Below are 14,758 nucleotides of genomic sequence, written 5' to 3' on the forward strand. Positions count from 1 at the left end.
GGTGGTAGCGGCTGCCAGAAGTAGCAACAGCTAGCGACCTTCGCTAGCCGCAGTGGCTTTCGCTAGCTGCTGTCGTGGATGCCAAGCGCCAGTGCCTCGACGTGTATCCGGGATCCTGGAAAAACGATATGGTTGAAATGCGTCTTGCGCCAGTCGATATGAGGAGCAGGGCGTTCCGTAAGTGTCTCTGCTGTTCGGTGCAGATTCCTCCAGTCCGAGCGTAGGTCGGAGACACCCCTTCGTAGCAGGAGCCACCCACCATGTCCTTTACATCCGCATCCAGCCCCAACGACTTCATCAAGAGTGACGGCGACGGTCTGCGTGTCGCCTTCGGCATCGGCGGCCTCGTGGCGATAGCGCTCGGCGTCTTCATCATCTTGTATCCGGCGACATCCGGGACGGTCGTGATGAAGATCGTCGCGATAGTGATGGCCATCTACGCACTCGTCGTCGGTGTGGTCTATCTCGGCATCGGTCTGTTCTCGAAGAACCTCAAGGGGTGGTCGCGTACCGGCCAGATTGTGCTCGGCGCGCTCTACCTCATAGCCGGGATCGTGATGTTCGCAAACCTCGGCGCCACAGCTTCGGTGCTCGCGATGTTCTTGTCGATAACCATCGGCATTCTCTGGCTCTTCGAGGGCGTGATGGCATTTGTCGTCGTCAACCGCGGCGGCAGCAACGCCTGGAGCATCTTCTACGGCGTTATAAGCATCATCGCGGGCATCTCGTTGATCATCACGCCGCTCGCGGGCGCGTTGACGCTGTGGTGGCTGCTCGGCATCTCGTTGGTCGTGCTCGGGGGCGTACAGATCATGCGCGCCCTGAAGGGCCGCAGCTCAAGGCGATAGAACCACGTTCGGGCACCACAGTCACCGAGGGAACACAGCGGCTGCCGATAGTCGCAGAAGCCGGCGGCAATTCGGCAGCCGCTGTGATTCCCGGCAGCCGTTGAGGTCAAGGCGGCCAAGATCCCTGTCGAAGTGCGGGGCAACTAGAGTGTTTGATGTGTCAGCGATTCTCGATCCCGTGGCCACCGGTCTCGCCCGCCGCGTTCCTGGGGTCAGGCAGATCCGCCGTCCAGCTACCGAAATCTCCCCCGAATTCGATCTCGCCTACGTCCGCACCCGCGCTGGTAGCGGGCGGTACGCGCTGCCTCCGGCCGTGGTGATTCCGGGCGGGCCTGGACTGGGCTCGATCCTGCCTTACCGTTTTCTGCGGACGATCGCTGCGCGCGGCGGGCTCGACCTGATCATGGTGGAGCATCGCGGTGTCGGGCTATCGCGCACCGATCCGGGTGGACGCGATCTGCCCACCTCGGCCATGCGCATCACCGAGGTGATCGACGATATCGCCGCCGTGCTGGATCACGAATGTGTCCCGCAGGCGTACCTGGTCGGCTCGTCGTACGGCAGCTACCTGGCTTCAAGCTTCGGCGTCGCACATCCCGGGCGGGTCGCCGGGATGCTGCTCGATTCGGCGCTGCAGTCGGCAGATGACCTCGACATCGAGCGTTCCGCCGTTCGGGAGTTGTTCTGGAACTCGACCGGCGAGCGGGCGGCCGCAGTGCGGCAACTCGCCGAGACCGGAATCGACCAGCGGGTGCTTCTCGATGTCGTCCGTGCTGCTTTTGAACTGGGCGGCGATGAGCTGCTGCTTCCGCTGCTACAAGGCCGGATGCGTAGCGCCTGCGATCCGGTCTGGTGGGCGCTCAAAGCCTATGCCACCCGTGACGCCTCGATTCCTCGCCTGCCTGGTGTCTACGACTTCGATCTGGCGGGCGTGATCGGTTTCCGCGAACTGGGCTACGGTGCCAAGCCGGACGGCCTGCCGCTCGATCCCGCGCTGACCTACGCTCCGCTGGCCGACCGCTTTCCGCCGTTCGAGGGTGAGCCGTTCGACCTGGCATCCGGAGTCCGTGGCTTCGACTGGCCGGTGGTGCTGCTCAGTGGCACCCGCGATCTGCGTACGCCGCCCCCGATAGCCGAACGGGTGGCAGCCGCGGCGCCGAATTCCGTGCTGATGTCGATCGACAAGGGTCACAGCGCACTCGATACTCACCCGGTCGCCGTGCTCAACGCCCTCAAATGGCTCATCGAGGGCCGCCAGGACGAACTGCCCGCTGCAGCGGCGCGGCTCGACCGGCTGCCGCTGAGGGGGGCCGCCGCCCGCTTCCCGCTGCTGCTCCAGGCCGGCCTGCGAGTCGGGCAGCAGCGGCGACGAAAGTGGCGGCGTGGCGGGACCGGGACGCGCGGCAACGCATCGTCCGAACGCCCCCGCGATCGTTTGAAATAGCCTGGATCCGGGTTAGGGCCTGACAGAGAAGCGACACGCAGCGGTAATTCTCTGGAGGCTCCTTAGATGCGCTGGGCGTGCACATCCTCGAGCGCGGCCGCGTCCTGTGGCGTCATGCCGCTGATGGGCTCGCCATTCCATACGATGTCGTCGCCCATCGCCTTGAGTAACTCCTCGCGCTTGCCGTGGCTCATCTTCGCGCCGTGCAGCAGCGCGGCGGGTCCCCACATCATCGCGAAGGAGTCGTGCCAGCCGGCCCCGATGTCATGCACATGGATCAGGTCGTGCAGCGAGATTCCCAGATGCTTGACGGGCTCGGTGAATGCGTCGGCGAGGACAGCCGCCGAGATCTCGCTCTCAACACCCGGCTCGACGACGATGGTTTCGTCGACCGCGCCTTGCAGCGCGGAGATGAATTGCTCGGTCTCGAGCAGGATCAGTCCGTTGGTAGGGCGGGGATTGCACTCGATCGCATAGAGCTCGCCGTCGTGGTTGACGAAGTCAAACGAGAGTTGGCCGGTGAAATGCGGGTCGAGTTCGTCGATAAGACGCTGCGTGTATTCGAGGGTCTTGGTGCTGTCCTCGGCGAGGAACGCGATGCCGGTGCTGTGCGCCCACTGCTCGGGGGCGCTGTAGGTGCACTGCGCGGTGACCTTGCCGTCGACGATCACCGAGTAGCTGCACACCATCGGGCCATCGACGAAGGGCTGGACGAGCCACGGTTGGTCGGGGGTTGGGTGACAGTCCTCGACGGCCATCCGACCGGCGAGCGGCCCGGTGTTGGTGAGTAGACCCACACCGCCGCGGGAGAAGACCGCCCGCGCGAAGTACTGCGGGAAGCGATCGATGGCTGCCCGCAACTCCTCCTCGTTGGACACCACTACGGTCTGGGGAATCGGTACCCCTGCCTGCTCGACGAGACGCTGGAAGCTGCCCTTGTCGTGCAGGCGGGCGAGCTTGTCGAAGCTGCCGGTCAGCAACTGCACTTTCTCGGGCAGATCGGCCGCGCGGGCCGCCAGGTAGAACGCCTCCTCGAAGGTCGGGATGATCGTATCGAGATCGTGCTCGTCGACAATCGCGCAGACATCTTCGATGAACTTGTCGGTGTCGAAGCGGGGGGACGCCGTCACTGCGTGGGTGGCGAGGTATTTCGAGTGGCTTCCCACGGCACCCGCATAGGTGTCTGCGGCCACGACATAGTGGCCGGTGCTACCCAGCTTGCGGACCAGGTCGAGGGCGAAGGTGTTTCGTGAACTCGTGACGAGTGCGCGCATGAAGGCTCCTGTCGGATATCTGCTACCAGGCCCGTTCAGAATATCCGAGCGTGATATCGGTAAACAACGCTTGAGGCGCCTTGACTGGGGTTGGCAAGGTTGAACTCTTCGGTTGGGGGTTTGCGCGGAGAGACCCCGCCAATCCGCGATCTCCAAGGCCACAATCCAGAGCCTGCTGATTGTCGAGGCTGCCATCGGCGGCGAAAGTCGGCCACAATGGTCACAACACGATCCAGCCACCACGGTTGGCATGGTCCCACCGACAGATATGGGGGCGCTCCATTTTCGGACATATCCGGGCAGCCGCGAAAGATGAGGCCGCTGCGCAACTCGCTATCAACCCCGTCTTCACGCGCCCCGGTGAAGCGACATCGGTTCCGCGATATGAAATGCCTTACGGCCTGATGGATCCGGACACCGCCTACCAGATCGTCCATGATGCTGCGATGCTCGACGGCAATTCACGGCTCAATCTCGCGACCTTCGTAACGACCTGGATGGACGAGAACGCGCAGAAGCTCTACGCCGAAGCAGCCGACAAGAACATGATCGACAAGGACGAGTACCCGGCGACGGCCGAGATCGAGGACCGCTGCTGGCGCATGATCGCCGATCTATGGCATGTGCCCGACAAGCACGGCACCATCGGTACCTCGACCATCGGCTCGTCCGAAGCCTGCATGCTCGGTGGCCTCGCGCTCAAGCGATTGTGGCAGGAGAAGCGCAAGGCGCACGGCCAATCGACCGAGAAGCCAAACCTCATCATGTCCGCCGGAGTGCAGGTGGTCTGGGAGAAGTTCTGCAACTACTGGGACGTCGAGGCGCGCTATGTGCCGCTCACCGAGGAGCACCTCGTCCTGGACGGCCACGAGCTCGAGAAGTACGTCGACGAGAACACCATCGGCGTTGTCGCCATCCTCGGCCAGACCTATACCGGCCTGTATGAGCCGGTCAAAAAGATCGCGGCGAAACTCGACGAGATCGAGGCCGCCACCGGTCTGGATGTGAGGATCCACGTCGACGGCGCTTCGGGCGCGTTCGTCGCGCCGTTCTGCCAGCCGGAACTCGAGTGGGATTTCAAGATCGATCGGGTGAACTCGATCAGCACCTCCGGCCACAAATACGGCCTTGTCTATCCGGGTGTGGGCTGGGTCGTGTGGCGCAGCACGGACGCCTGCCCCGAGAGCCTGATCTTCCACGTCAGCTACCTCGGCGGCGACATGCCGACGCTGGCGCTGAACTTCTCTCGTCCCGGCGCGCAGGTGCTGCTCCAGTACTATCAGCTGCTGCGTCTGGGCCGGGAGGGCTACCGCCGTGTGCAGCGGGACTCGCTCGATGTCGCGCAGTACCTGTCGAGCGGGATCTCCGCGATGGAACCGTTCGAGCTGATCAGCAAGGGCGACACGATTCCGGTGTTCGCCTGGCGTCTGGCGAAGGACGCGACGAAGAACTGGGACCTCTATGATCTTGCCGATCGTCTTCGGATGCGGGGCTGGCTGGTACCGGCCTATCCGATGCCCGACGAGATCTCCGACATGATCGTGCAGCGCATCGTGGTGCGGGTCGGCCTCAGCCGCGATCTCGCGGGCTACCTGCTGGACGCCATCCGTGAAGAGGTGCAGTTTCTCGAACGCCTCGAGACGCCGCTGCCGCGCGAGGCCCGGAAGCAGAGCTTCACGCACTGAGGGCCCCGCTCCCAAGGCGACGAGGCTGATGAGAAACAGATGAAACGGCCCCCGGACGATAGCGTCCGAGGGCCGAATCGATCGGTGTCGTCTGTCACTCGAGGGTGGGAGGGCCGTACTGATTGCCCACCGGCTGCCCCGCGCCCAGGCAGAGCACGATGACGATGATCCAGCCGACGACCGGGATGAAGTTGAGCAGAATCAGCCATCCGCTCCTGCCGGTGTCGTGCAGCCGGCGGGCCATCACAGCGATGCTCGGCAGCAGGATCGCCAGGCTGAACAGCCCGGTGACGATCGACAGCGGCGAGTTTCCATTGGCGTTGGCGGTCATGTTGGTCAGGGCGCCCAGCACGAGGTCGATGACGAAGCAGCTCAGCCACCAGGTCACCCATTCGCGGCGGCTCGCCCGTCCACTGAAATCGACGTATTTCGATAAGGTGTACTTCAACGACTCGGTGATGCTCATCTTGTCCTTCGGTTAGGGGCGTATTCGTGAGGTCAGGCTGAACAAGCCCGGCTTTCGGGACCGAGCCTAGCCTAAATCCACCGATTTCCGCCTGCTGCGCGACGGCGCCCATCGGTGGGTTCAGGCCTATTCCATGGCGAGGCTCACCAGATCCGCACCCGTTCGCTTGGATCCAGCCACAGACCGTCGCCGGGAGTGGTTCCGAACGCCTCGTGGAACTCGTTGATGTTGCGGGCCGTCTGGTTGCAGCGGATTTCGTCGGGGGAGTGCGGATCTGTCGCCAACCGCTCCTTGAGGGCTTGCGGACGCATGATCGTCCGCCAGGTCTGGGCCCAGCCGAAGAAGAACCGCTGAGCGGCCGTGATGCCGTCCACCGGCTCGGGTTCGGTGTCGCCCACCGCCAACCGCCACGCCTGGTAGGCCACCTGCAGCCCGCCCAGATCGCCGATGTTCTCGCCCAGGGTCAGCTCCCCGTTGACCTTCACATCGGGTACCTCGGCCGGTGAGAGCTGGTTGAACTGCGCGACCAGCGACTGCGTCCGCTTCTCGAAGGCCTCGCGGTCGTCGTCGGTCCACCAGTTGCGCAGCTTTCCGTCCCCGTCGCAGGTCGAGCCCTGGTCATCGAAGCCATGCCCGATCTCGTGCCCGATGACCGCGCCGATCGCACCGTAGTTCACGGCGTCGTCGGCGTCCGCGCTGAAGAACGGCGGCTGCAGAATCGCGGCGGGGAAGACGATCTCGTTGCGCAGCGGGTGGTAGTAGGCGTTGACCGTCTGCGGGTACATCAGCCACTCCTCGGGGTCGATCGGCCCCGACAGCTGGTGAATCATATAGTCGAAGGCGAAACTCTCGGCCCGCAGCACATTGCCCAGCAGATCATCGGACGTGAGCTGGAGCGTCGAGTAGTCGCGCCAGCGGTTCGGGTAGCCGATCTTCGCGCGGAACTTGCTCAGCTTCTTCAACGCCTCGGTGCGGGTGGCGTCGGTCATCCAGTCGAGATCGGTGATCGACTCGCGGTAGGCCTCCAGCAGATTGGCAACCAGTTCCTCGGCGCGCGCCTTGGTGGCCGGCGGGAAATGCTCGGCAGTGTAGATCCGGCCGACAGCCTCGCCCAGTACACCCTCGACCAGCGATACGCCTCGCTTCCACCGTTCGCGCAGTACCGGGATGCCCTGCAGCGTCCGGCCGTAGAAGTCGAAGTTCTGCTCGACGAGCGTCTGGGGCAGATAGGGCGCCAGGGCGTCGACGATCTGCCAGCGCTCCCAGGCCTTCCAATCGTCCAGCGTCTCGGGGCTCACCAGCGCGACGACATCGGGCAGGAAGGTGCGCTGACAGTTGACGACCTCGGCGACGGCCTCTTCGGGCAGTCCAGCGCCGGCCAGCAGATCGCCCCAAGCCAGCGCTGGAGTCATCGCCGTGAACTCGTCCCAGGTCTGCGGGAAGTACATCTGCACCATGTCGCGGGTGCGTACCTTGTCCCAATGGCAGGCGGCGATCTTGGTTTCCAGGTCGAACGCTCTGCGGGCCTGATCCGCCGCACCCTCGATGCCACTCAGCCGCAGCATCGCCTCGATGTGCGCCAGGTAGGCCTCGCGGATCTCGGCGTGCTCGTCGAGGCGGTAGTACTCCTCGTCCGGCAGGCTGATGCCGGACTGCCCGACGAACAGCAGGTAGCGGGCCGGGTTGCCGGGATCGGAATCGTTGTCGAGATCAATCAAGGCCCCGATGCCGTGCCGCAACGACCATCCCCAGAAACGCGCCAGGGCCGGCAACGAGTCGATCTCGTCGACCCTGGCCAGCAACTCGTGCAGCGGGGTGGTGCCCAGCTGCTCGACGGCGCCGGCATCCATGAACGACGCATAGAGGCTCGCGATGCGCGCCGCGTCGGGGTCGTCGCTGCCCGCCTTGCAGCCATCGATGATCGTGCGGACCGCGGCCTCGGAGGCCTCCCGTAGTTCGTGGAAGGCACCCCATCCGCTGCGGTCGTCGGGAATCCGGGCCTGGCGCAGCCAGGATCCGTTCACATGCCGGAAAAGGTCGTCGGCCGACCGGACGCCATCATCGAAGAAGGCACGATTCAAAGCTTCGCTAGTCACCGAGTCAGCCTACCCAGGACGACAGCGGACCCTCCAGAGCATAGGAGCAGTTGCGCCCACTGCGGAACTTTGCCGGCAGGTGAGGAAGCGCGTCGAGTGGAACAATGAACCCATGCACGGTGAGTACAAGGTCCCAGGTGGCAAGTTGGTCGTCGTCGATGTCGAGGAGAAGGACGGGAAGCTGCACGACTTGCGGATCGCCGGTGACTTCTTCCTGGAACCTGACGAGGCCCTGGATCGGATCCGGACGTCGATCGACGGGGCACCCACCGACATCTCGGCCGCGGAAATCGCCGGCCGCATCCGTGCAGCGATCCTGCCCAGCGACATCTTGTTCGGCCTCACTCCTGATGGTGTGGGAGTGGCGGTGCGCCGTGCGCTGGGACACGCCCTGAGCTGGGAGGACATCGATTTCGACGTCATCCACGGCCCGGTCGTCGACCCGATGGTGAACGTCGCGATGGACGAAACCCTCGTCGCGCAGGTCGCGGCCGGGCGGCGTAAGCCGTTCATGCGGCTGTGGGAGTGGAACAGCCCGCAGGTGGTCATCGGTTCCTTCCAGTCCTACGAGAACGAGATCAACCAGGAGGGCATCGACCGTTACGGCATCACGGTGTCCCGGCGTGTCACCGGAGGCGGTGCCATGTTCATGGAACCCGGCAACTGTGTGACCTATTCGCTGGTCGTCCCGCAGGCGCTGGTCGATGGGTTGAGCTTCGAGCAGTCCTATGCGTTCTTGGACCAGTGGACGATGGAGGCACTGGACAGGGTCGGGGTCAAGGCCCACTACATACCGCTCAATGACATCGCCTCCGAGGTGGGCAAGATCGGCGGCGCCGCCCAGAAGCGTTTCACGAACGGGTACATGGTTCACCACGTCACGATGTCGTATGACATCGATGCGGCGAAGATGATGGAGGTGCTGCGGATCGGCCAGGAGAAGATCCGCGACAAGGGGCTGCGTTCCGCTGTCAAGCGAGTCGACCCGATGCGGTCCCAGACCGGCATGGAGCGCGAGGCCATCCTGGACGTCTTCTACGACAGCTTCAAACACAAGTATGACGCCACCGACGGCGAGATCACCGCCGACGATCTGGATGCCGCAGCGGATCGCTGTGTCACGAAATTCTCCACCCACGAGTGGACGCACCGCCTGCCCTGAGGCGGATCAGCCGACCGTCCAGATGTCGTCACCTGCGAGCAGGGTCTGCAGCTGGGTCATCTTGCCGTGCACATCGGCTGTCGCGCCGCCTTGAGCCGTCGCGATCTGCTGGCGGCTCAGGTCATCGAAGCTCGGACGATCGACATCGCGGAAGATGCCGATCGGACTGCGCCGCATCACCCCCGAATCGGTGAGCCGGCTCAGCGCGAACGCACGCGTGGGATCGGCCTCACCGGGATCGTGGACGATGACCTTGTCCAACCCCACATCGGCCACCGAAGCCAACTCCAGGTGACCGGTGGCACCCTGCACGACGCCGAAGTTACCGCTCGGGCTCAGCACCGGTTCGCCGGCCTCAAGCTTGATGACACCTTCGGAGTCGGGGCCGGTCAGCTCGTCCCAGGCGCCGTCGTTGAAGATCGGGCAGTTCTGGTAGATCTCCACCAGCGACGAACCGCGGTGCTCGAAGGCTGCTCGCAGCACCGAGGTCAGATGCGCGCGATCGGAGTCGATGCTGCGAGCGACGAAGCTGGCTTCGGCGCCCAGCGCCAGGCTGACCGCGTTGACCGGGGTGTCCAGCGAGCCGGCAGGGCTCGATTTGGTGACCTTGCCCTGCTCACTGGTGGGTGAGAATTGCCCCTTGGTGAGCCCGTAGATGCGGTTGTTGAAGAGCACCACCGTCAGGTTGACGTTGCGGCGCAGAGTATGAACCAAATGATTTCCGCCGATCGACAGCGCATCGCCGTCGCCGGTGGCCACCATGATGGCCAGATCGGGGCGGGTGATCGCCAGACCGGTGGCGATGGTCAGCGCCCGGCCGTGGATGGAGTGCATGCCATAGCTGTTCACGTAATAGGGGAAGCGCGACGAGCAGCCGATGCCGGAGATCACCACGGTGTTCTCGCGGGCGATGCCTAGGGTCGGGAGCAATCCCTGAACGGCGCTCAAGATGGCGTAGTCACCGCAACCCGGGCACCAGCGCACCTCTTGGTCGCTGGTGAAGTCCTTGCGTTTCAGCGGACTGACACTCAGCGGCACTCGGCCGAGCCCGCCGATGTCGTGCACGGGAATCTCAGACATGCTGCACCTCCGCTACCTCGCTCAGCAGATATTCGGTCAATTCGCTCACACCCAATGGCAGACCGCGCATTCTCGACCAGCTCTTGGCGTCCACCAGGTATTTCGCCCGCAGAACCATCGCGAACTGGCCGAGATTGATCTCCGGGACGATGACCCGGCCGGCCCTGTGCAGTAGCGCGCCGAGGTTGGCCGGCAGTGGGTTCAGGTTGCCGACATGAATCTGGGCGATCGGCACTCCCAGTTCGCGCACCCGGCGCACCGCGGCAGTGATCGAACCCCAGGTGGATCCCCAACCGACCACGGCGAGCCTGGCGATGCCGCTCGGATCGTCCCAGACGGCGTCGGGCACCCGGATGCGGGCGATGTGCTCGGCGCGCAGCTTGACCATGGTCTCATGGTTCTCGCCGTCATAGCTGACCGTGCCCATGCCGTTGGACTTCTCCAGCCCGCCGATCCGGTGCTCCAAGCCAGCGGTCCCGGGCAGCGCCCACGGCCGGTCGAGCGTCAGCGGATCGCGCTGATACGGCGCGAAGGCACCCTGCTCGGTGTTCGGCTCGGTGGCGATGCCCGGATCGATGGCCGGCAGCGTCGAGCTGTCCGGAACCAGCCATGGCTCCGAGCCGTTGGCCAGGTACGCGTCCGAGAGGATGATCACCGGAGTGCGGTGGGTCAGTGCGATGCGGCAGGCCTCGAACGCGGCATTGAAGCATTCGGACGGCGAACTGGGCGCGATCACCGGCAGCGGCGATTCGCCGTTGCGTCCCCACAGGGCCTGCAGCAGATCGGACTGCTCGTTCTTGGTGGGCATTCCGGTGGACGGGCCGGCACGCTGCACATCGATGACCACCAGCGGCAACTCGGTCATCACCGCGAGATTGATCATTTCCTGCTTGAGCGCCAGGCCCGGGCCGGAGGTGGTCGTAACCCCGAGCGCGCCTCCGAACGAGGCACCCAGCGCCGCGCCAACGGCGGCGATCTCGTCCTCGGCCTGGAAGGTCTGCACACCGAAAGCCTTGCGCTTGCTCAGCTCGTGCAAGAGGTCGGAGGCAGGGGTGATCGGATAGGCGCCCAGGAAGAGCGGCAGCCCGGAGGCCACAGATGCCGCCAGCAAGCCGAGCGCGGTCGCTTGATTCCCGGAGATCTGGCGGTACTGGCCGGGGGTCTGGACGATCGGCGCCACCTCGTAGCGCACCGCGAAGGTCTCGGTGTTCTCGCCGAAGTTCCAACCGCCCTCGAGCGCGGCCAGGTTGGCATCGCGCACCTCGGGCTTGGCCGCGAATTTGTTCTGCAGCCATTCACGGGTCGGTTCCATGTCGCGGCTATATAGCCAGCTGACCAGGCCCAGGGCGAACATGTTGCGCGTCCGGGAAACGGCCTTGCGGCCAAGACCGAACGGCGCGACTGCGTCCGCGGTGACCGCTGTCAGATCGAGGCTGACCAGCTGATAGCTGGTCTCCAGGCTTGGGTCGGCAAGCGGGTCGGCGGTGTAGCCGGCGTGGTTGAGATTGCGTTTGGTGAATTCGGACGAGTCGGTTATCAGTACGCCGCCGCGGCGTAGCGAAGACAGATGCACCTTCAAGGCGGCGGGATTCATGGCCACCAGCACGTCGAGATCTTCGCCCGGAGTGACGATGTCGCGGTCGGCGAAATGCACCTGGAAGCTGCTGACACCACCGATGCTGCCTTGAGGGGCGCGGATCTCGGCGGGGAAGTCGGGCAGCGTGACGATGTCGTTGCCTTGGCGCGCGGATTCGGCGCCGAACCTCCCGCCGGTGAGCTGCATGCCGTCCCCGGAGTCGCCGGCGAACCGCACGACCACCCTGCTGACTTGCTCGGGCACTGCGATAACCTCCAGTTAGAAACGTCGCCGAGGTCGTCCTCGGGCAACGCGCGTGCTGCTTGCGCGGCAGCAATCGCGTCGCGTGATGGGGGACGCGCTTTTTCTACGATAGTTGTTGTGGAAAACAGTCAGCCGTCTTCTGGCCGTCGTCACGCCCTGTTCGGCTGCGTCGTTCACTCAGGGCGTAGGCTTGGCGGCATGCCCGCAGACCATCCCGAGTTGAGGCGATGCGCCCGGTGACCGGTTGGTTCGCGACCCACTGGGCGAAGATCGTCGAGGCCTGGCGCGTGAAGAACGTGCGCCGGGGCTTCTACGGCACCGTGCTGATCACCATGGGCGCATTCTCGCCTGCCTACCTACCCCGCAATTCGCCATGGTGGCAGATGCTGATGGACGCCCAGGTCAGCGGTTGGCCGGCGAAGCTGAGCGGCACCCTGCTCACCATGGTCGGGCTCTTCCTGCTCCTGGACGCCTGGTTCCGGCTGCGTCCCCGGGTGGACGCCAGCGAAACCGAGAGGTACGCATACAACCACGTACGGCATTGGGCGATTCTGCTGATCTGGGGAGCGCCGTTCCTGCTCGCGCCACCGATCTTCAGCCACGACGCCTATAGCTATGCGGCTCAGGGATGGCTGATCCATAACCACATCAACCCCTACGAGGCCGGTCCGGCGGTGCTGCCCGGCTCATTCGCGGATCAGGTCTCCTGGGTTTGGCGTGACACCCCGGCTCCCTATGGTCCGCTCGCCTTGCAGCTGCAGCACCTGATCGTGGATCTGCTGGGTTTTCGTCCCTATGCCTCGGCGGTTGCGATGCGCAGCCTGTCGGTCATCGGGGTCGGTCTGATCGGGTTGCTGATTCCGCGGATCGCTCGTATTCGCGGGGCCGACCCGGCGTTCGCCGCCTGGTTCGCAACCCTCAACCCGGTGCTGGTGATCGACTTCGTCGGCGGCGCGCACAACGACTCGCTGATGATGGGCCTGGTCATCGCCGGGTTGTGGGTGACCCTGCTGCCGGCGAAAGGTCGCTTCAACGGCTGGTGGCTGCTCGGTGCGGTGTTGGTCGGGATCGGCGCCGCGATCAAGCAGCCGGCCATCATGGCGGCCTATGCGCTGCCCCTGATGGTGCGTCCCTGGGTGAACTGGAGTCTGCGCGAGGTCGCCATCACGGCGGGAAGGGTGCTGGCCAGCTTCGCGGTGGCGATCGGCTCGTTCTGTCTTGTGACGTTGGCCACCGGGCTGGGGTTTGGCTGGATCAACGCGGTCAGCGTGCCGGGCCGGGTGTTGACGATCGCGCCATTCACCGTCATCGGCCAGGCGATCCAGTTGGTGCTCAACCTTTTCAACCTCGATCCGAGTGGGTGGGCGGCGATCACCGTCTCGCGTGTCGTCGGGGTGGTGCTTGCCGGAGTATTGATCGCGGTGATGGCCGTGACGATCGCCAGAGCGCGTCCGCTGCTCTTCTTGGCTTTGGGCTATCTGACGGCGGCGCTGGCGCTGCCCGCGGTGCGCAGTTGGTACGTGCTGTGGGGTGGTCTGCTGCTGCCGCTGGCCGATCCGCCGCGCCGGGTGGTGAACGTGGCCATCTGGACCACGGTGGTCTTGCTTTGCTACAACGGCATCAACATGTCGTGGCGCAATGACGCCATGGCATTCGGGTTTGCCGCGGCCGCCGGTATCGGCTGGCTGGCGCGGACCCACCGTGACCAGTCGCCCGGAGTGGGCGACCGGCGCCGCAAGATCCCCGCGGGCGCCGACCATATCGAGTTGCAGGAGGATTGAATCGATGGCGAGCACGATCCTGAGCGAGATCTCCGATGGCACCGGCACCTTGGTGCTGAATCGTCCGGAGCGGATCAATGCGGTGACCCGCGAGATGGTCGACCGCATGTCGCAGATCCTGCACTCCTGGGTGGACGATGACAGCGTCGAACGGGTCGTCCTGCGCGGCGCGGGCGAGCGTGGTTTCTGCGCCGGCGCCGATGTGCGGGCGCTGCGCGACGAGATCGTCGCCGGTCATGCCGACCGGGCGCTGGACTTCTTGAACGCCGAGTACGAGTTGGAGCAGTTCATCGCCTACTACCCGAAGCCGGTCACCTCGCACCTGTCCGGAATCTCGATGGGGGCGGGACTGGGTATCGGACTGCACAACACGACCAGCATCGGTGAGGTGGGCAGCCGCTGGGCGATGCCTGAGACCGCGATCGGACTGTGGCCCGATGTCGGCGTCTGTTTCGAGCTTTCCCGCACGCCCGGACACCTCGGCGAGTACCTGGCGATGAGCGGTGAGACCATCAATGGCGCCGGTGCCTATTGGGCCGGATTGATGACCAAGTGCGATGGCTGCGCTGATCCCGGCGATTCGGCTCTGGCCGGTTCGAGAGACTGGATCGACGAGTGTTTCGGCGCGGATAGTGCGCCTGCGATCATGGCCGCGCTGGAGTCTCATCCCGATCGGGATGCCCGGGCTGCGGCGGCCATTATCCGGGAACGCAACCCGTTGTCTGTTTGGGTGGCGCTGCAGGCGGTCCGCAACGCCCGGCGGCTGGCCGAGGTCGCCGAGGTATTCGATCAGGACCGGCGGCTGGCGGCCGGCTTCATGGCGAATCCGGCCGACTTCGTCGAGGGTGTCCGGGCGAAGATGGTCGACAAGGACCAGAGCCCGCAGTGGTCGTACCAGCGCATCGAGGATGTGGACCCGGCGGTGGTGGCGTCCCGGTTCGGGGGCTGAGTCGCCCCCGGTCTTTTAGCGGCTGCCGATAGTTGCAGCGGCTGCCGGTCTGTGCGGCCGGCCCGTCAGCGGCTGCCGAGAGTTGCGTGGTCTCCTGTAGCGGCTGCCGATAGTTGCAGCGGCTGCCGGTCTG

General features: G+C 64.9%; 11 protein-coding genes. 6 read left to right on the forward strand and 5 right to left on the reverse strand.

What is annotated here, in order from left to right; genetic code table 11:
- Nucleotides 1-260 precede the first annotated feature (260 nt).
- Together AAFP05_RS08550 and AAFP05_RS08555 are read left to right on the forward strand one after the other, a co-directional pair.
- Nucleotides 261-848 carry a DUF308 domain-containing protein gene (locus tag AAFP05_RS08550; protein WP_341729437.1) on the forward strand — a complete coding sequence of 196 codons (588 nt, stop codon included), beginning with the start codon at nucleotides 261-263 and terminating at the stop codon, nucleotides 846-848.
- A 157-nt stretch (nucleotides 849-1,005) separates the two neighbouring features.
- Complete coding sequence (locus AAFP05_RS08555) at nucleotides 1,006-2,292, forward strand: alpha/beta fold hydrolase (protein ID WP_341729438.1); 1,287 nt, start codon at nucleotides 1,006-1,008, stop codon at nucleotides 2,290-2,292.
- 62 nt (nucleotides 2,293-2,354) lie between these two features.
- Here AAFP05_RS08555 and AAFP05_RS08560 read toward each other — a convergent pair whose 3' ends face one another.
- Nucleotides 2,355-3,566: a hypothetical protein gene (locus tag AAFP05_RS08560; protein ID WP_341729439.1), complete on the reverse strand. Its 1,212-nt coding sequence runs from the start codon at nucleotides 3,564-3,566 to the stop codon at nucleotides 2,355-2,357.
- A 335-nt stretch (nucleotides 3,567-3,901) separates the two neighbouring features.
- Between AAFP05_RS08560 and AAFP05_RS08565 the strand changes: the two genes are divergently transcribed.
- The gene (locus AAFP05_RS08565; RefSeq protein WP_341729454.1) at nucleotides 3,902-5,251 is read left to right on the forward strand and encodes a glutamate decarboxylase; all 1,350 of its coding nucleotides are present in this window, start codon (nucleotides 3,902-3,904) and stop codon (nucleotides 5,249-5,251) included.
- Between the two features lie 94 nt (nucleotides 5,252-5,345).
- Here AAFP05_RS08565 and AAFP05_RS08570 read toward each other — a convergent pair whose 3' ends face one another.
- A complete protein-coding gene (locus tag AAFP05_RS08570; RefSeq protein ID WP_341729440.1) occupies nucleotides 5,346-5,717 on the reverse strand; it encodes a DUF805 domain-containing protein in 372 nt (123 codons plus the stop codon).
- A 143-nt stretch (nucleotides 5,718-5,860) separates the two neighbouring features.
- Nucleotides 5,861-7,813 (reverse strand): M13-type metalloendopeptidase, encoded by a 1,953-nt coding sequence (locus AAFP05_RS08575; protein ID WP_341729441.1) that lies wholly within the window; start codon nucleotides 7,811-7,813, stop codon nucleotides 5,861-5,863.
- Nucleotides 7,814-7,925: 112 nt separating this feature from the next.
- On the opposite strand from AAFP05_RS08575, the gene AAFP05_RS08580 reads away from it, so the two are divergent.
- A complete protein-coding gene (locus AAFP05_RS08580; RefSeq protein ID WP_341729442.1) occupies nucleotides 7,926-8,975 on the forward strand; it encodes a biotin/lipoate A/B protein ligase family protein in 1,050 nt (349 codons plus the stop codon).
- Between the two features lie 6 nt (nucleotides 8,976-8,981).
- On the opposite strand, the gene AAFP05_RS08585 is transcribed toward AAFP05_RS08580, so the two are convergent.
- Together AAFP05_RS08585 and AAFP05_RS08590 are read right to left on the reverse strand one after the other, a co-directional pair.
- Nucleotides 8,982-10,055 carry a 2-oxoacid:ferredoxin oxidoreductase subunit beta gene (locus tag AAFP05_RS08585; RefSeq protein WP_341729443.1) on the reverse strand — a complete coding sequence of 358 codons (1,074 nt, stop codon included), beginning with the start codon at nucleotides 10,053-10,055 and terminating at the stop codon, nucleotides 8,982-8,984.
- On the reverse strand, nucleotides 10,048-11,895 hold the full coding sequence (locus tag AAFP05_RS08590; RefSeq protein ID WP_341729444.1) for a 2-oxoacid:acceptor oxidoreductase subunit alpha: 1,848 nt from the start codon (nucleotides 11,893-11,895) through the stop codon (nucleotides 10,048-10,050). Before AAFP05_RS08590 ends, AAFP05_RS08585 begins: the two co-directional genes overlap by 8 nt.
- 236 nt (nucleotides 11,896-12,131) lie before the next feature.
- Between AAFP05_RS08590 and mptB the strand changes: the two genes are divergently transcribed.
- Nucleotides 12,132-13,676, forward strand: coding sequence for a polyprenol phosphomannose-dependent alpha 1,6 mannosyltransferase MptB (gene mptB, locus AAFP05_RS08595; protein ID WP_341729445.1), 1,545 nt, complete (start codon nucleotides 12,132-12,134; stop codon nucleotides 13,674-13,676).
- Between the two features lie 4 nt (nucleotides 13,677-13,680).
- A complete protein-coding gene (locus tag AAFP05_RS08600; protein WP_341729446.1) occupies nucleotides 13,681-14,625 on the forward strand; it encodes an enoyl-CoA hydratase/isomerase family protein in 945 nt (314 codons plus the stop codon).
- Nucleotides 14,626-14,758 lie beyond the last annotated feature (133 nt).

The sequence above is a fragment of the Brooklawnia sp. genome (assembly GCF_032229645.1).
Lineage (GTDB): Bacteria > Actinomycetota > Actinomycetes > Propionibacteriales > Propionibacteriaceae > Brooklawnia.

What these genes read in the sequence shown, in the direction of transcription:
- AAFP05_RS08550 (WP_341729437.1), top strand. Translation starts at nt 261, where the DNA reads ATGTCCTTTACATCCGCATCCAGCCCCAACGACTTCATCAAGAGTGAC.
- AAFP05_RS08560 (WP_341729439.1), bottom strand. Translation starts at nt 3,566, where the DNA reads ATGCGCGCACTCGTCACGAGTTCACGAAACACCTTCGCCCTCGACCTG.
- AAFP05_RS08570 (WP_341729440.1), bottom strand. Translation starts at nt 5,717, where the DNA reads ATGAGCATCACCGAGTCGTTGAAGTACACCTTATCGAAATACGTCGAT.
- AAFP05_RS08580 (WP_341729442.1), top strand. Translation starts at nt 7,926, where the DNA reads ATGCACGGTGAGTACAAGGTCCCAGGTGGCAAGTTGGTCGTCGTCGAT.
- AAFP05_RS08585 (WP_341729443.1), bottom strand. Translation starts at nt 10,055, where the DNA reads ATGTCTGAGATTCCCGTGCACGACATCGGCGGGCTCGGCCGAGTGCCG.
- AAFP05_RS08600 (WP_341729446.1), top strand. Translation starts at nt 13,681, where the DNA reads ATGGCGAGCACGATCCTGAGCGAGATCTCCGATGGCACCGGCACCTTG.